The organism is Thermomicrobium sp. CFH 73360 (assembly GCF_023806465.1).
GTDB lineage: Bacteria > Chloroflexota > Chloroflexia > Thermomicrobiales > Thermomicrobiaceae > Thermomicrobium.
On sequence record NZ_JAMSLS010000002.1, the window covers coordinates 435,590 to 451,559 of the forward strand.

21 protein-coding genes are annotated in these 15,970 nt (G+C 62.1%); 10 read left to right on the forward strand and 11 right to left on the reverse strand.

Annotation, left to right across the window (positions count from 1 at the left end; translation table 11 throughout):
- Window positions 1-28: 28 nt before the first annotated feature.
- Genes NET03_RS05250 through NET03_RS05265 form a run of 4 tightly spaced genes read right to left on the reverse strand, consistent with a single transcriptional unit; the run spans window position 29 to window position 2,362 of the window.
- Entirely contained in the window at window positions 29-697 is a 669-nt protein-coding gene (locus NET03_RS05250) for a potassium channel family protein (protein ID WP_252127847.1), read from the reverse strand.
- A gap of 33 nt (window positions 698-730) precedes the next feature.
- Window positions 731-1,153 (reverse strand): potassium channel family protein, encoded by a 423-nt coding sequence (locus NET03_RS05255; RefSeq protein WP_252127848.1) that lies wholly within the window; start codon window positions 1,151-1,153, stop codon window positions 731-733.
- On the reverse strand, window positions 1,150-1,608 hold the full coding sequence (locus NET03_RS05260; protein ID WP_252127849.1) for a universal stress protein: 459 nt from the start codon (window positions 1,606-1,608) through the stop codon (window positions 1,150-1,152). The genes NET03_RS05255 and NET03_RS05260 overlap by 4 nt, the downstream gene beginning before the upstream one ends.
- Before the next feature lie 22 nt (window positions 1,609-1,630).
- Window positions 1,631-2,362, reverse strand: coding sequence for a metallophosphoesterase family protein (locus NET03_RS05265; protein WP_252127850.1), 732 nt, complete (start codon window positions 2,360-2,362; stop codon window positions 1,631-1,633).
- 117 nt (window positions 2,363-2,479) lie between these two features.
- On the opposite strand from NET03_RS05265, the gene NET03_RS05270 reads away from it, so the two are divergent.
- The 5 genes from NET03_RS05270 to NET03_RS05290 all read left to right on the forward strand — a co-directional run bounded on the left by NET03_RS05270 (window position 2,480) and on the right by NET03_RS05290 (window position 5,571).
- Window positions 2,480-3,169 carry a hypothetical protein gene (locus NET03_RS05270; RefSeq protein WP_252127851.1) on the forward strand — a complete coding sequence of 230 codons (690 nt, stop codon included), beginning with the start codon at window positions 2,480-2,482 and terminating at the stop codon, window positions 3,167-3,169.
- 149 nt (window positions 3,170-3,318) lie between these two features.
- Window positions 3,319-3,753, forward strand: coding sequence for an ArsR/SmtB family transcription factor (locus NET03_RS05275; protein ID WP_252127852.1), 435 nt, complete (start codon window positions 3,319-3,321; stop codon window positions 3,751-3,753).
- Between the two features lie 2 nt (window positions 3,754-3,755).
- Window positions 3,756-3,968: a hypothetical protein gene (locus NET03_RS05280; RefSeq protein ID WP_252127853.1), complete on the forward strand. Its 213-nt coding sequence runs from the start codon at window positions 3,756-3,758 to the stop codon at window positions 3,966-3,968.
- A complete protein-coding gene (locus NET03_RS05285) occupies window positions 3,961-4,695 on the forward strand; it encodes a cytochrome c biogenesis CcdA family protein (RefSeq protein ID WP_252127854.1) in 735 nt (244 codons plus the stop codon). Before NET03_RS05280 ends, NET03_RS05285 begins: the two co-directional genes overlap by 8 nt.
- Before the next feature lie 15 nt (window positions 4,696-4,710).
- Window positions 4,711-5,571: a type 1 glutamine amidotransferase family protein gene (locus NET03_RS05290; RefSeq protein WP_252127855.1), complete on the forward strand. Its 861-nt coding sequence runs from the start codon at window positions 4,711-4,713 to the stop codon at window positions 5,569-5,571.
- On the opposite strand, the gene NET03_RS05295 is transcribed toward NET03_RS05290, so the two are convergent.
- Window positions 5,566-6,828, reverse strand: a complete 1,263-nt coding sequence (locus NET03_RS05295; protein ID WP_252127856.1) for an MFS transporter — start codon at window positions 6,826-6,828, stop codon at window positions 5,566-5,568. The two genes, NET03_RS05290 and NET03_RS05295, sit on opposite strands and share 6 nt — an antisense overlap.
- A gap of 71 nt (window positions 6,829-6,899) precedes the next feature.
- On the opposite strand from NET03_RS05295, the gene NET03_RS05300 reads away from it, so the two are divergent.
- Window positions 6,900-7,223, forward strand: coding sequence for a cupin domain-containing protein (locus NET03_RS05300; protein WP_252127857.1), 324 nt, complete (start codon window positions 6,900-6,902; stop codon window positions 7,221-7,223).
- Here the strand turns inward: NET03_RS05300 and NET03_RS05305 are convergent.
- Complete coding sequence (locus tag NET03_RS05305; RefSeq protein WP_252127858.1) at window positions 7,215-8,441, reverse strand: MFS transporter; 1,227 nt, start codon at window positions 8,439-8,441, stop codon at window positions 7,215-7,217. The two genes, NET03_RS05300 and NET03_RS05305, sit on opposite strands and share 9 nt — an antisense overlap.
- A gap of 319 nt (window positions 8,442-8,760) precedes the next feature.
- Here NET03_RS05305 and NET03_RS05310 point away from each other — a divergent pair, with 319 nt between their 5' ends.
- From NET03_RS05310 to NET03_RS05325, 4 genes are read left to right on the forward strand one after another with little or no spacing between them, the layout of a single operon-like run.
- Window positions 8,761-10,173, forward strand: coding sequence for an alpha/beta fold hydrolase (locus NET03_RS05310; protein ID WP_252127859.1), 1,413 nt, complete (start codon window positions 8,761-8,763; stop codon window positions 10,171-10,173).
- Window positions 10,174-10,183: 10 nt separating this feature from the next.
- Window positions 10,184-11,176, forward strand: a complete 993-nt coding sequence (locus NET03_RS05315) for a thiamine pyrophosphate-dependent dehydrogenase E1 component subunit alpha (RefSeq protein WP_252127860.1) — start codon at window positions 10,184-10,186, stop codon at window positions 11,174-11,176.
- 19 nt (window positions 11,177-11,195) lie between these two features.
- Window positions 11,196-12,215: an alpha-ketoacid dehydrogenase subunit beta gene (locus NET03_RS05320; protein ID WP_252127861.1), complete on the forward strand. Its 1,020-nt coding sequence runs from the start codon at window positions 11,196-11,198 to the stop codon at window positions 12,213-12,215.
- Window positions 12,212-13,234 carry an NAD(+)/NADH kinase gene (locus tag NET03_RS05325; RefSeq protein ID WP_252127862.1) on the forward strand — a complete coding sequence of 341 codons (1,023 nt, stop codon included), beginning with the start codon at window positions 12,212-12,214 and terminating at the stop codon, window positions 13,232-13,234. The genes NET03_RS05320 and NET03_RS05325 overlap by 4 nt, the downstream gene beginning before the upstream one ends.
- Here NET03_RS05325 and NET03_RS05330 read toward each other — a convergent pair.
- The 5 genes from NET03_RS05330 to NET03_RS05350 all read right to left on the reverse strand — a co-directional run bounded on the left by NET03_RS05330 (window position 13,139) and on the right by NET03_RS05350 (window position 15,961).
- Window positions 13,139-13,579, reverse strand: coding sequence for a DUF488 domain-containing protein (locus tag NET03_RS05330; protein WP_252127863.1), 441 nt, complete (start codon window positions 13,577-13,579; stop codon window positions 13,139-13,141). The genes NET03_RS05325 and NET03_RS05330 overlap by 96 nt on opposite strands.
- A 4-nt stretch (window positions 13,580-13,583) precedes the next feature.
- Window positions 13,584-14,066 (reverse strand): MgtC/SapB family protein, encoded by a 483-nt coding sequence (locus NET03_RS05335; protein WP_252127864.1) that lies wholly within the window; start codon window positions 14,064-14,066, stop codon window positions 13,584-13,586.
- Between the two features lie 518 nt (window positions 14,067-14,584).
- Entirely contained in the window at window positions 14,585-14,959 is a 375-nt protein-coding gene (locus tag NET03_RS05340) for a hypothetical protein (protein WP_252127865.1), read from the reverse strand.
- Between the two features lie 54 nt (window positions 14,960-15,013).
- Window positions 15,014-15,301 carry a hypothetical protein gene (locus tag NET03_RS05345; protein WP_252127866.1) on the reverse strand — a complete coding sequence of 96 codons (288 nt, stop codon included), beginning with the start codon at window positions 15,299-15,301 and terminating at the stop codon, window positions 15,014-15,016.
- A gap of 9 nt (window positions 15,302-15,310) precedes the next feature.
- Window positions 15,311-15,961 carry a hypothetical protein gene (locus NET03_RS05350; protein WP_252127867.1) on the reverse strand — a complete coding sequence of 217 codons (651 nt, stop codon included), beginning with the start codon at window positions 15,959-15,961 and terminating at the stop codon, window positions 15,311-15,313.
- Between the last annotated feature and the right edge of the window lie 9 nt (window positions 15,962-15,970).

The window sequence follows — 15,970 nt, forward strand, 5'->3', positions numbered from 1 at the left end:
CGTTCAATCGGGGCCCGAGCGGATCCACCTACCGCGTTGCCGGAACGCACAGGAGTTCGCGGAGCTCCGCCTCACGCTGTTGCTTGGTGACAATGATCAGTTCGTCACCCGGCTCAATCATCGTCTGCCCCGTGGGGATAATAAGTTCACCCCGGCGGAGAATCGCGGTGATGATCGACTCCGGCGGAAGCGGCAGCTGCCAGATCGGCTGATGCACAACCGGCGACTCGGCAGCAACCTTGGCCTCGACGATGGCGAGATCCGCGTGGCGTAAAGCCAAGAGATGCACGAAGGGTCGCTCGGGGATCTGTTGCTCGATCAGACTCAGGATGACGTTCGTCTGGCTCACCGTGACGTCGATCCCTAACCGGCGGAACAGCTCTTCGTTCTTCGGATTGTTCACCCGCGCGATCGTCCGTCGGACACCAAAACGCTCCCGAGCGACCTGACAGATAACGAGGTTATCCTCGTCGTCTCCGGTGACGGCAATGACCACGTCGGCCCGCCCGGCACCAGCCGCTGCGAGCGTCGCTACCTCGGCCCCGTCCCCCTGCATGACGATGGCACCGAACCGGTCACGGTAGAGCTGTACTTTCACTGGGTTCTTCTCGATAAGGAAGACTTCATACCCTTCATTCACCAGAGTCTTCGTCAAGTAGTAACCGACTTTGCCTCCGCCGACGACGATGATGTACATGTGTTCTGCTCCTCACTCGGCTGCCCGGCGGACTCAACTCGGCTCGGTGGGAACCACGTGATCGCGTACCGCGTGCTCAATCATCTCCGCGACCGTACGGGTCGGACAGATCACGGTGAGGCCGAGCTCGCGGTAGATCTCCGCCCGGTCCGGGTCATAAATGCGGAGAATCACCTTCGGAACGCGATAGATCACTTGAGCAATCTGGGCAGCCATAATATTCGTATTGTCATTCTCCGTTACGGCAATGAAGACATCCGCCTGCTGGATCCCCGCGTTGCGGAGCACATCCTCGTCAATCCCAGTACCGAGGACAAGCTGACCACGGAACCCTGACGGAAGGCGCCGGAAAGCGGTCTGCCGCTGGTCAACGACCGACACGTGATGCCCCTCCTCGGCGAAGTCGTTGGCAAGCTTGGCACCAACACGACCGCAACCAATGATGATGATCTTCACGACGGTGCCCCACCCTGGTCAGCGACGCGGACGACGACCACGTCGCACGGTGCATTGTCAAGGATATACGGAAGCGTCTCTCCTTGTGTGAGCACTCCCAGGTTCCAACGGCTCCGCGTCGCCATGATAATCGCATCGGCCGCTCGCTCGATCGCCTCGTCGACGATTGCCGCACCAGCCACCCGCGCTTGGAGGAGTTCGGTCATCACCCGCTTCCACTTGCCACGCGCGACGCGCTGCGCATACTCCGCTGCACGCTCCAAGATCGCGGTGCCACGCTCAATCTGTTCGGGGAGCTCCACATCGAGGGCAAAGCGCTGTGGTACCTCGACGACGTAGACCAGAATCAGCGTGGTATCACTACCAGCGCAGATGGCTGCTGCGAGGTCGATCGCCCGCTCATCATCGAGCGATCCACTCACTGGGACGACCACGCGGCGATAGGACCGCGCCACACTCTTCCTCCGAACGCTCGAGTCAGTATCCGAGCGCCAGGCGTTCGATCAGCAGCTGGGGAAGTCCGGCAGCCGCCATCTCGGCCTGTACCGCTGCGATATTGTACGGTACACGCCGGAAGGTCAGCTGCCCCCGCCCTGGCTCCCAAATCATGAACGCCGCCCGCGGATCACCATCACGCGGCTGCCCCACAGAACCTGGATTGACAAGAAACCGCCCTGCGTGAACAGTGACCACATCCCCGTCACCCGGACGAGACGGCGGCTCACCCTTGCGTGCTGCTTCTTCGCTGAGTACGAACGGAATGTGCGTGTGTCCAAAGAAGCAGAGACGCGTCCGGAGGAGATCGAAGTTCGCCCGTGCTTGCTCACTCGTGAAGACGTATTCCCAAACTGGTGCGCGCAGACTCCCGTGTACGAGCGTTACCTCATCGAGCACGAGCTTCTCGGGTAGGCTCTCGAGAAACGCTCGGTGCTCCGGTGCCAACTGGAGCATCGTCCAGCGCAAGGCGTAGCGCGCAACCGGGTTAAATCCCTCGAGCGGTACCCGTCCCAGACACGCTGCATCGTGGTTTCCGAGTACCGTGGTCGGACCAGCCCGCTCACGTATCCACTCGACGCACTCACGCGGCCGTGGCCCGTACCCCACCACGTCGCCCAAGCACCAGATACGGTCGACCGGTCCTGCCGCCGCGAAGACCGCCTCCAGCGCAGCCATATTGCCATGGATATCCGCAATCACGAGGATCCGCATCGCCTGCCTCCTGTCGAGCGTAACCAATTCCGCTGCATCCGGCGAACGGCTTCTGTCACGTTCGCTCCGAGTGGTACTATGGAACTCGTCGGGGCCGCCGGGGAAGGAGGGACATCGATGGTTCAGGCAGGAAACGACTGGAAGCTGTGGGGAGCGCTCGCCGGCGGAACAGCGCTGGGACTCGGGGCATGGCTCATCGTCCGCCGTCGCCAGCGCCGGACACTCCGCCAGCGGCTGGCTGAGGAATTCGACCTCGAATCCGCGCTCGGATCACTCCGGGAAGCAGTCCAGGACGTGCGCGAGCGACTTCCGATCCACGACGGGGAGATCGCCCGCTCCTTTTGGCGCAAGCGATTGCGACCACTGGTGCGGCAAACAGCGCGAACACTTCCGGAACAAGCTCGCCGCGCCCAGGCTGTCTTGCAAGCTGAGCGAGCGGCTGTCGAAAAGCTCCAGCGGAACGTCCTACCGGCGACCGAACAAGCCGCCCGGGAAGCGCTCCGCACTGCCGAGCACGCCATCGAACAAGCGGCAGCGCGCGCCCGTGCGATGCCTGAGCGGCTCGCCGCCAAGCGTCCACGCCCGGCTCGTCCAAGCCTCTTCGCGCGCCTGCGTCGTGCCGCACAAGAGAGCGCAGCGCTCGGCTTCTGGCTTGGCGCAGCTGGAGCACTTGTCTATTTCGGGCTGCTCCGCCCGGATCAGCGGGAGCAAGTTCGGCGCGGCTTGAGTTCGCTCGCGACGCAGCTCCGCGAGCTCTGGGCCGACTTCTCGTTCAGCCAGGAGCCGCTGGCCGAGTTCACGGAGTGACTCGCGCGTCTGATCGCCACTCATTGCTGTAGGATGGAGGGCTCGACGGGCAGCCACCACACGGTGACTGTCCGTTTCTCCTCTCTACCATTGTGCAATGGAGATCTTCTTCGCGTGGAACCAGTACACTTCTTCGGGGGTGAGCGAGCATGGCAGACCAGGTCGAAGCACTGCGGCTGGCTGACCGAAAGCATCCGCGGACTCTGCCCGTCCGCAGCCGTCGGATGGACGCGCCTTCTGAGCCAGGAGAGGTCCCCCCGACGATTCTCGCCCGTTTTCTCCACGCGCTTTCCGATCCGACTCGCCTCCGCATCCTCGATCTCCTGATACGTGAGCGAGAACTGCACGTCAGCGCGTTAGTCGAACGACTCGCGCAGCCACAAGGACGCGTCTCTGCGCACTTGACCTGTTTGCGCACTTGTGGGCTGGTACGCGTCCGCCGTGAGGGGAAGTTTCGCTTCTACGCCATCACCGACCAACGTATCCCTGCTCTGCTCGCCCTGGCGCGTGAACTCGCGCGCCCACGTGAAGCGGCAATCGCCAATTGTGCATACGCGGAACATCATGATCTCATGGGGGGTTGAGCGTGCGCGAGTTCTTCCTGGCTCCATGCCGTATCGGTTGGTTACTTGTTACGGTCGTGTTGGTAGCTTATGGCATCACTACCGGCCAGTGGACGGTACTCCTCGCCGCTGCGGCACCAGCTGCTGGTGCCTTCATCGCCTGGTTCGCTGGGCGGCGAATGCCTGCCTGTTCTCTCCCGGACACACCACAGGGTAAGGGAACGAGCCGTGACTGAGTTCCAGGTATGGGTCGCAAGCTGGCTCTCAGCAATCGCAAGTTGGTTACCGTTTGGTTATGCCTTCGGTGCTGGGATGCTGGCTGCCGTGAACCCTTGTGGGTTTGCGATGCTCCCTGCCTACCTGGCACTTTACCTTGGTACAGGAGAGGACAACTCCACCCGCATCGTGCCACGGCTGGCGCGAGCGGCGTTGGTCGGGAGCAGTGTGTCGTTCGGCTTCACGACGCTCTTTGTCCTGGCGGGACTCATCGTGTCGCTCGGCGGCACATTTCTCTTTCCGATCATGCCATGGGTCGGCATCAGTATTGGCATCCTTCTCGTCGCTCTTGGAGCTGCGCTGTTCCTTGGTCGCGTGACAACTCCAATGTTCTTTGAGCGCCTCGCGGACCGCATCGGACATCGCGACGAGCGGTCAGTGCGGAGTTTCTATTTGTTTGGGCTCGCCTACGGATTGGCCTCGCTGAGCTGTACGCTCCCCGTCTTCATGGTTGCGGCCGGGAGCGCACTGCTCAGCGGGAACGTCCTCCGAGGTACGCTTCAACTTGCCAGCTACAGCCTCGGTATGGCAAGTGTGATTGTCGCATTGACCTTTGCGCTCGCCTTTCTCCGCCTTGGTCTTCTCCGCGGACTGCGCCGCGTTGTTCCTTATGTCCAAACGGCTACTGCCGCCTTGCTCGTGTTCGCCGGGACGACCATTGTCCTCTACTGGTGGTCATATCGCTAAGTGGCGGAAGGCAGGATGGACCAAGCAGGGGCCTTATCTGGGAGAGAAATCGTATCACCGGGCACCCTGGCGTTGATTGGTTCTGGGGAGACCTCTCGCTCTGGCCGACAGGCTTTCGCAGCACTGTTCGCTTCCCTCTCCCCTCCCGTCCACGTCGCGATCCTCGAGACCCCCGCAGGATTCCAGCCAAATGCCGCACTGGTTGCTCGGAAGCTGGGCGACTTCCTGCGCGAGCATTTGCCGGAATACCGCACCGACGTTCGCTTCGTACCGGCGCGCCGTCGTGGCAGTGTCTACGACCCTGATGCACCGCTCGTCGCCGAACCGCTCGCATGGGCGGACTGTATCGTCGCTGGTCCTGGCAGTCCCACCTATATGATTCGCCAACTTGCCGGGACACTCACCTGGCAACTCATCGTCACACGTTGGCGAACCGGTGCACGGCTCGCCTTCGCAAGTGCCGCCGCGATTGCTGTAAGCCGCTTCGCTCTCCCGGTGTACGAAATCTACAAAGCCGGCGCTGACCTCCACTGGAGCGAGGGGCTCGATTTGCTCGGCCCCCTTGGGTATCAGCTGGCGATCGTCCCGCACTGGAATAACCGCGAGGGAGGCGAAGAGCTGGACACGAGTCGATGCTTCATGGGGCAAGAGCGCTTCGCTGCTTTGTGGCGTCTCCTCCCACCTGAGGTGGCCGTGCTCGGCCTTGACGAGCACACCACGTGTCTCCTCGACTTCGCGTCCGGGAGCGCCCGCGTTCTCGGTGTGGGCTCCGTGACGATCCTCGCCCAGGGTACTGAGCGACGGATCGAGCGTGGCCAGTCCTTCCCACTCGCGTGGCTGAAGACAGAGTCACTCATCCGATCCGCCGACTCATGAACTTCGTGGAGTGGCACCTCTCCGGCCCCGATAGGTCTCCGGAGCGGCAAGCCAAAAAAGAAACCCAAGACTCACGATTCCCACGGCCGTCGCAACCAGCGTTACGCGGATTCCAACCAACCCTGCCGCCACCCCAAGCAGTGTCGGACCGATGACATACCCGAGCTCGGAAAGCATTCGGTAGGCGCTCATCGCTGCTGCGGTCATGCCCGGAGGCACAACATCAGCCGCATATGCAGCCGGAGCTCCACCCCCAATCCCACTGGCCATTGCCCAGACGACACAGGCGACGAGGAACCAGAGATAACTCGGCGCGAAAGCGAAACCGACCAACCCGAAACCGCTGAAGAGCGTGGCGGGAGCAATGACGACCTTCCGCCCAAACAGATCAACGAGGACGCCGGCCGGATAGGCCATCAGCAACGACACAACACTCACCGCGGCAAGCCCGAGACCAATTTGGGCTGGTGCAAGCCCAATTTCACGCTCGGCATGTAACGGTACCAGCGTGAAGAGCGCTCCCGTCCGGGCGAAGAAGGTCCCGAAGGTGACGACACCAATCAGCAACAATGGACGATGGCGCAGCACTGCGACGAATTGCCGTCCAAAGACGAACTCCCCCTCTCGCCCCGTTGACTTGGCTCCTGCTTGCCGGGTTTCTGGCAGCCGCCAGAATGCCAAGACCCCCACTACCACGCCGACGATCGCATAGACCCAGAATGGCAGACGAAGTCCCCCGTACTGCGCCAGGATTCCACCCGGTATTGGACCGAATCCGACGCCGAAGAGGAAGACTGCTTGATAGATTGCCATTGTCCGGCCACGCGTTGCCGGCTCCGTGATATCGGCGAGCACGATCTGTCCACTGGTCAGGACCATCGAGGCGCCGCTCCCAGCGACGAACCGGCCAGCGAGGAATACTGGGTAGTTTGGTGCGATCGCGCAGATCGCGTTCCCGAGGGCCGTCAGCATCCCGCCGAAAAACAGCGACCAGCGTCGTCCCGAACGGTCCGCCACCCAACCTGCTGGCGCAGAGGAGGTAAAGCGAGCGAGCCCATAGACGGCAATGGCAAGTCCAATGAGTGCCTCCGGAACGCCATACGCCTGAGCGTAGAGAGGGACGATGGGCACAATACTCCCAAAACCAAGTTGGTTGATCCCAACAATCGCAGAAATCCAGACAAGCACGCGCTGTCTTCGGTACCATGAGGAAACGAAGCGGAGCGTGGCAGGGGTGCGACGCGTGATCACACCCATCATGCGCTCCCTTTCGCCATCCGTTGGTGCGCAGTATCTCGGCAGCACTTCTGTGATTTGGGAGATGTGGGATGAGTGAAAACGTCCGTGTGACACGCTGGCAGGGGAAGACGCCCCCAAGCGAGGCTGAACTGCTCGCTGCCCTCGCCGCCGAGGGACTCACCGCCTACCGCTGGTCGAATGGTCCTGGTGATCGCTATGCACCGCACATCCATAACTATCACAAGGTCCTCTATGTCGTCTCGGGTTCCGTTACCTTCCAACTCCATCCTGGCGAGTCGATCACACTTGACCCAGGCGACCGCCTCGACCTTCCTGCTGGGACAGTCCACAGCGCCGTCGTCGGTCCAGAGGGTGTGGTTTGCCTTGAGGGTCATCGCCCGGCCTTATCCTGATACCGGACGAGTTCGCCCAATGTGTGCCGGTACCAGCAATGCGAACGGTACGCCAGCCAGTGAGGCACCGACGGTTAGCCAGAATGCCCGCTCGATCCCAATCGCGTCCGCGACCGCCCCGAAGGCGAGTGCGAGCACGCTCTGTGCGACGAAACTTGTCGCCAGCGTGAAGCCTGAAAGTGGGCCGCGCGCCTCTGGAGCAATGTCATTCGCGAGCGCCAGGGTCACCGATCGAGGTGGGGTGGCAAATACCCCGATGATGACGAGCAACGGGAGCATCAGCCAGCTCCCGTCCTCGATTGCAAGATACAGCGCCAATAAGGGTGCAGTACCAAGCGAGGAGAGGAGCAAGGCCCCCCGCCGTCCGACCCAGTCGGAAAGCGAGCCACCCACCAGCCCACCGATGATTCCGCTCGCGTAAAACGCCGAAAGCGCGAGCCCTCCATACCACTCACTCCGTCCGCGCTGCAGCAGGTATTCGACCAGGAAGAAGCTCGGCGGTGTCACTGCTGCGGTATTCGCTACGACCGAACCTAAAAGACCGATGAACGGTCGTCGCCGATCGCGTAGCAAGGCACGCAGCCGGACGCTTCCGGCATATCGCCGCGCAATGGCGTCGCTTGCTTCGGTGCGGAGCCGCAGGTAAAGCGTGAGCGATGCTGCAAGCCCGACAACCATGACGATCGGCATTCCGTCAAGCGTGAAGTGGGCTATGACAGCGGTGAGGATCAGCGGCGCAACCGTACGGGCGAGCTCGCCACCAGCCATAAAGATGGCCATGGCCCGGCCGAGTCGCTGCCCACCAAACTCACCGACCAGCGCCACCGCCGGGGCATGGAACGCCGCTGAGGCGAGTCCCGAGACGAGCAGCAGGAGCAGAACGAGGGAGAAGTGCGGTGCAATGCCGACTGATGAGAGCGCGAGCGCGGCAACTCCCGGAGTGAGCACCACAAACCACCGGCGGCTCGTTCGATCCGCGACATAGCCAAGAAACGGCTGGATAATCGAGGGCAACTGCTGAGCAGGAACCATCGCGCTCGCCCAGAAGAGCGAGACACCGAGCTTGGCCTGGATCGCAGGGACAAGAACGCCAAGAAAGGAAGGGTACAGATCGTGAGCAAAGTGCGCCCACGACATTAACGCGACCCCGCCCGCATCCCAGAAGGTGCGCTTTTCTGCCGCCTGCGCCCGAGCGACCGCTGCTGGCTCTCCTGCCATTGCCTTACTCCCGTATCCTCGTTCGTCCGGTGCCGGACGACCCCCGCCAGTATAGTCCTCGACTTCCGAGACAGGGCAGTCTCGTCCGACTCTCTGCAACAGCTTGCCGCTGACCGTGTGTCGCTGTTGCGTCCCGCGATCTCCCCGAGGAGGCCGAGTTCGCCGCAATCCGCTTCCCGCTGTCGCCTCACTCTGTCTCCACCCTCTGCTACTCCTGTTTCGCGGCGAGCCTCATCGTCTCCCCTTGATACCGTCTAGTGGATCCTCTACACTGTCGATAGGGTTTCCTGGTGACCAGTGCACCGAACGGATAGTCTGAATGGCTACTGTGCTCGTCATTCCGAAGCTCGGTTTGACGATGACAGAGGGACGAGTCGGCCGGTGGCTCAAACAACCTGGTGAGCCGGTTCAGGCAGGCGAGCCAGTACTTGAGGTGGAGACCGAGAAACTGACTGTGGAAGTCGAAGCACCTGCCTCTGGTATTCTCGCCCACATCCTTGCCGAAGAGGGCGTTGTCCTGCCTGTCACCACACCCGTCGCGGTGATTGCCGAGCCGGGAGAAGCAGTCGACCTCGCATCGCTTTTGCCGGCCACCTCCGGAGCGGCCGTGACACCAGTGATGGCCGCTGGCTCGACTATGCAGAAACAAGCTCGTGCGCAGGGCCCCACACCAACTGGAGAAATCCGGGCAACGCCGGCTGCACGAAAACTGGCACGCGATCACGGCATCGACCTTGCTCGCGTCCGCGGCACGGGCCCGGGTGGGCGCATCACGGCCGAGGACGTCGAGCACTATTTGGCCTCACAGAGCACCGCCTGGCCACGCGGTGAACCGGTGCACTTCTGGAGCGATGGCCTGACGCTGGCAGGAGAGCTGTTCGTGCCGCTCGGTGCAGATGCTGCCCTGCCGGGCGTCGTCCTCTGCACCGGAATCCAGGGGATCAAGGAACTCGGCATGCCACTCCTGGCCCAGGCGCTCGCTGATGCTGGGTATGCTGCACTCATTTTCGACTACCGCGGCTTTGGTGCGAGCGAGGGACCACGGGGGCGGTTGTTACCACAGGAACGGATTCGGGACGCCCGCGCTGCGCTTACCTTTCTTGAGACCCATCCGATAATCGATCGCACGCGGCTTGCCATCCTCGGCCTGAGCCTCGGCGGCGCTCACGCCCTCTCGCTTGCCGCCATCGATGACCGTGTGCAGGCCTGCATCGCAATCGCTCCAGTGACGAATGGATGGCGCTGGCTGCGGAGTCTCCGCGCAGAGTGGCAGTGGCGCGTCTTCTTGGAAGAACTTGCAACCGATCGTCGCGAACGCGTGCGGAGTGGAACTTCCCGCCGCGTTCGGCTTTCGATCGTCATGCCTCCTGATCCGGAGACAGATGTGACACTGCGTGAACTCGGCAAGCGTTATCCGGAGTTCGCTATCGATCCGGAGATCACACTCGAGTCGGCTGAAGCGCTCCTTGAGTACGCGCCCGAACGCGAAATCGCTGAGATCGCACCGCGCCCCGTCCTCCTCATTCACGGTGTCCAAGATGTCTTGGTAGCCCCTGACGAGTCGCGCGCAGCGTACGCGCGGGCTGGCGATCCGAAACGCCTGACCCTAGTGGAGGGAATGGGGCATTTCAACTGGCTGAACCCGCAGCATGCGGTGTTCTGCCGCGTCATTAACGAAGTGACAGGGTGGCTCCGCCAGTGGCTCCTTGGAGACGGGTCGCGAGTAGGGTAGGAGGTGCCTTATGGAGATCCCGCGTGAACGGCTGCGTTGGATCTACGAGCGAATGGCGCTCATCCGCGCCTTCGAGGATCGGGTTGCTCAGGAGTTTGCAGCTGGGAAACTCCCGGGCTTCGTCCATCTCTACGCAGGCGAGGAGGCGATCGCTGTTGGGGTCTGCGCCCACCTGACGGACCGGGACTACATCACGAGCACGCATCGTGGTCATGGGCACTGCATTGCTAAAGGGGTGGACGTGAAGGCGATGATGGCCGAACTCTTCGGCAAGGCGACCGGCGTCTGCAAGGGGAAGGGCGGCTCGATGCACATCGCCGACGTCGACAAGGGGATGCTTGGTGCGAACGGCATTGTCGGGGGTGGACCACCAATCGCCTGTGGTGCGGGGCTCATGGCGAAGACGCTGGGTACTGACCAAGTCGCGGTCTGCTTCTTCGGCGACGGCGCAGCGGAACAGGGAACGACGCACGAGGCGATGAACCTGGCCGCGATCTGGAAGCTTCCCGTCGTCTTTGTCTGCGAGAATAACCTCTACGCCGAATCCACCCCCTGGACATACCACTGTGCTGCGCCGGACATCGCCTCACGAGCTGCCGCATACGACATGCCGGGTATCTTGGTCGACGGCACGGATGTCTTTGCAGTCTATGAAGCAGCAGGAGAAGCGATCGCCCGTGCTCGGCGCGGAGAGGGACCGACACTGCTGGAGTGCCGGGCGTTCCGCTACTACGGGCACTTCCAAGGAGATGCGGTCTCGTATCGCACGCCTGAGGAGGAGGCAGCCTACCGGCAACGTGATCCGATCCAGCGCTTCCGACAAACCGTACTGAGCCAAGGGCTGCTCAGTGAGGACGAACTCGATGCAATCGACACCACGGTGCAGCACGAGATCAACGAGGCGGTACGATTCGCCGAGTCAAGTCCCTTGCCACCGCCTGAGGACTGTCTGACAGACGTCTACGTCAGCTATCCAGTCGAGCAGCTCGCTTTCCGGCACTGACGAGAGGAGGAACTCGACCATGGTCGTGGCAACACGCGTCCTCAGTTATCGTCAGGCGATCAACGAAGCGTTGCGGCTCGAAATGCGCCGCGATCCGACCGTCATCCTGATGGGCGAGGACGTCGCCGGTGGGGCAACCGTCCAGCATATCGAACAGGAAGGAGCCTGGGGTGGCCCCCTCGGCGTCACGAAGAGTCTCGTGAGCGAGTTCGGTCGACAGCGCGTCCTTGATACCCCGATCAGCGAGGCCGCCTTCATCGGGGCGGCGGTGGGCGCAGCAGTGACAGGCCTGCGGCCAGTCGCCGAGCTGATGTTCGTCGACTTTTTCGGTGTCTGCATGGATCAGATCTTCAATCAGGGCGCAAAGTTGCGCTACATGTTTGGCGGGAAGGCCAAGGTACCTATGGTCATCCGCACCATGATCGGCGCAGGTTTCGGTGCTGCTGGACAGCACTCGGGATGCCACTATTCAGTCTTTGCCCACATGCCTGGTCTCAAGGCAGTTGCACCCGCCACACCCTATGACGCAAAGGGGCTCCTCATTGCCGCCATCCGCGACGATGATCCGGTCATGTTTTTCGAGCACAAGATGCTGTACGACATGACGGGTGAGGTACCCGAGGGCGACTACGTGATTCCGATCGGTAAGGCAGATATCAAGCGCCAGGGGAATGACGTCACGATCGTCGCGATCTCCCGGATGGTGCATATCGCACTCGAGGCTGCCAAGCGGCTCAGCGCCGACGGGATCGAAGCTGAAGTCGTCGATCTCCGCTCGCTCTCACCGCTCGACGAGGACGCTGTGCTCAGTTCACTTGCCAAGACCCGACGCTTGGTCGTCGTCGACGAGGATAATCCTCGCTGCTCAGTCGCTGCGGACATCGCCGCGCTTGCAGTCGACAAGGGCTTCGATTATCTCGACGCCCCGGTGAAACTCGTCACGGCGCCACATACGCCGGTTCCCTTTAGCCCCAGTCTGGAGCAGTACTACATCCCCACTCCGGAACGGGTGATTGCGGCCGTACGGGAGATCGTGTGAGCGGGAACCACCGAGCAGCTGATGATGCCCCGGGGGTGGTCGGCATCATCGCCAATCCTGCAGCCGGCAAGGACGTCCGGCGGCTCGTCGCACTTGCCTCGACGTTCGACAACCAAGAGAAGGTCCGGATTGCCCGCCGGGCGCTTGCCGGCCTGGCCGCCACAGGTGTGCGCCGTGTCTATTACCTTCCGGACTCGTTTGGAATCGTCACGCGAGCGGCTGAGAGTAACCGCTTCAACCTCGACCTGGAGCCGATTCCCGTGCCATGCACCTTCACGGCAAGCGACTCTGAGCAAGCAGCAAGGTGGCTCGCCGAGCACGGTGCGGCTTGCATTCTGACGCTTGGTGGTGACGGAACGAACCGCGTGGTCGCACGCGGCTGCCGGGAAGTCCCGCTCGTACCGATCGCCACCGGCACGAACAATGTCTTTCCCTATCTGGTGGATGGCACAATCGCAGGTCTCGCGGCAGGACTGCTCGCGACAGGGCAGCTGGACGATACGTGCCTAGAGCAACGACCACGCCTCGAGGTTTGGATCGATGGGACATTGGTGGACATCGCGCTCATCGATGTGGCCGTGTCGCGTGAGCGCTTTCTCGGCACACGCGCGATCTGGGATCCCAACACCATCGATCAAATCATCGTCTCGCGTGTGATCCCCGGCGTCATCGGCTTGGCGGCCGTGGCAGCGGCACTCTCTCCAAACCCTGCGCCAACTGGAGCATTTGTGGAGCTCGGACAAGGTTCCATTTGCGTGACCGTCCCGCTGGCTCCTGGTCTGGTGACAAGAGTGCCAATCCGCGCCTGGTCCCCGCTGGAACTTGGTGCCGAGATCATCCTCGGGCAACGCCCCTGCACACTGGCCCTGGACGGCGAGCGGGAGCTCCGTATCGAGCACAGCCACCACGTCGTGGTGCGCCTGTCAGGGAGTGGTCCGCTCGTCCTCGACCCACGCCTCGCGTTGCGTGAAGCCGCCCGACGTGGCTGTTTCCTCAGTCCTTTCACCAGCGCTGTGTAAGTGTTTCTCAAGGAACGCACGGAGCACAACCGCACTGTTGTGTACCCGATCCCGCGCGCTGTAGAGCAGCGTGATCGGTCCACGCTGTGCAGCGGCCAGCAAGGGTTCCCAGGCCTGCGGATGGGCGAGAAGCTCCTCCCGATAACGCTGTTGGAACTCTGGCCACTTGGCCAAATCGTGGCCAAACCACCGCCGCAAGGCATCGCTCGGGGCTACCTCGCGCAGCCAAGCGGTGATCACTACGTCCTCCCGGCGCATCCCACGCGGCCACAGTTGTTCAACGAGATACCGTTCGCCGTCACTCGGCTTGACAGGATCGTAGACTCGCTTGAGCTGGATAGTCACGGCACTACTCCTCCGAGAGCTCGTCAATCGGCCGCTCACGAAGACGCTCGGGAATCCGCAGGTACCGCTCCAGCCGACGCACCAGAACAATCGTCGCGACGGCAAGAAGCGTACCCAGGATACCAATCAAGTAATAGCCGGCCCCGACCAGCATGCCAATCGCTGCTGCAACCCAGATCCCAGCAGCGGTCGTCAGCCCGTAGACACGATCACGCGAACGCAGGATCATCCCACCCCCGAGAAACCCCACCCCGGTCACGATCGTCGACCCAATGCGACTCGGATCGATGAGGATTCCTACAGTCGGCTGGGAGAACTGCTGCATGAGGAGCATGGCGCAGACCATGAAGAGCGCCGAGCCCTCAGCAACAAGCATGTGCGTCCGGATTCCGGCCGGTTTGGCACTCAGCTCCCGTTCAAAGCCGAGCAAGCCACCAAGCAGGAGTGCGATGATGAGGCGAACAGTCGCTTCGGTCTCGCTAAGCATCCATCTCTCCTGTCTGATGCGAGCGTCGCTCCGCGTCTCTGAGCCAGCGCCCGCCGGAACACGCTGTCACCAACCCGTGGTGCAGGAGTCTACTCCTCCCATGAGAAGGCGACCAACCCGGAAAACCCGGCCGATGTCGATGGCCTCGGTGCATTGCCCGTCCGCTCCGAGCGCACATGAGCAACCGGGGAAGAACTTCCATCCGAGCGTTGGGAGAATTCCCCGTCTTCTCGGCTGAGAACTGGAGGGCCAGGAGTAAGAGACCGACTTTCACTACCCACTGCCCAATTTTGCGCCGAGGTAAGTGCCAGGAAAGACGCGTGGGCCGAAAGTCCTGGTCAGACGTTCCTACCCCCTTGAGAAAGGGCGCGCCCTTGGAAATCTCTCGCGCTTCGTCGATTGTGATCACGCGTGCAGCGTTCCACTGCGCTGCCCAGGGCTTTGCGTGCACCCCGCAGTGCAGTGGCAGCGTCGACTAGGTACCCAGTCAACACTGGACGCCAAAGACAAGGACAATGCTAACGGTGCGTCAACGTGCGGAGAAGCGCGCGCAACGCCGCAACACGGCCATAGGTTCGGATGATCGGCCGCGCTACCGTTTCCCCGACAAACTCGACCGTCCCTTTCGCCTTCGTCATCGTCTCGGTCGCTGCTGCCAGGAGCGGGATGAGGTGATCGCGAATGAGGAGGCCGAGCCAAATCGCTACCCCCACGAGCACTCCAAGCAACAGGACAACAAGCACCGTCGTCAACGCGAGGAAGATCACCGCAATGTCACGGACACGTTCAAGCGGCGACTGCTCCGGGCCTCCCAGGAGATACAGGACGACGAAAAGAAGGATAAAAAGCGCGAGTAACCCGCCGACGATAAGCCATATCCAGCCGCGCCGCATCCTCTACCCCTTCCCTTCCGGTCGCTCCGGCTCTTGCGTGCCGCGACCATCACTTCACCGTTGCGGTCGCTCCGTTGGCGTCGTAAACAGCCACAAGAGCGTGAGGACGAACAACGCACTGAGTGCGCCCTCCACCAGAGGGATAGTACCGAGTCGGTAGAACGCTCGGCCGAGAAGCCCGCTCGCGATGACACCTCCAAGAAAGCCGATCACGCCGCCGAGCCAATAGACCGGCAGCTGCCAGAGCCGCCGACCAAACAGCGCGTGCCAGCCTAACCCCAGCATGCTACCGAGCAAGCTCGCAATGAGCAAGCCTGCTGGTATCCCCTCACTCTCCAGCATTGGCCCCGCTCATGAAGTGATCTGCACCCAGAACAGATACACAGCTCTCGGTGTCTTATCCGGTCGCGGATTCTTGGGATGCTGAGGCCACTCCACCTCGACCTGGACAAAGTACGCACCGGAAGCGAGGTCAGGGACTGTCCAGTCGAAGGCCGCACCGTGCTGCGTTGGCTCTGCCGTCAGAGCCGGATCAGTCTTCAGCACGAACCCCTTCGGCGCATCTGGGTCAGGAGCAATTTTGTCGTAGTTCCCCTCCTGGGGATACACGGCAAGCTTCACGCTTTGCGGTGGCCGGTCCTCACCGAAGGTGAAGTGGAGTTCCTCACCCACCTTCACAGCTAAAGGCTGCTCACTTGGTAAGACAAGGCCTGGTGCAGTGGTCTCACCAGCAAAACCGGAATCGAGAACCCAGAAGAACGGCCCAAGCGTTGCCGTTTGCTCACCGTTCGCCGCACGCACCCTGAGATCCGGTGGCTTGAGAACAATCCGCCCAGGAGTCACCGTCACTACAGCGGTTGGCACAGGGGTGGCTTCCTCCGTGGCCACCTGCGTCGGGACGATACTTGCCGGAGTCGACGTCGGTGTCCCGCCACTCGGTCGACACGCAATGGCAACGAACGAGACCAGCGTGAGTCCAATCAACAGTCTTCGCAACCGCATTGTTCCCGT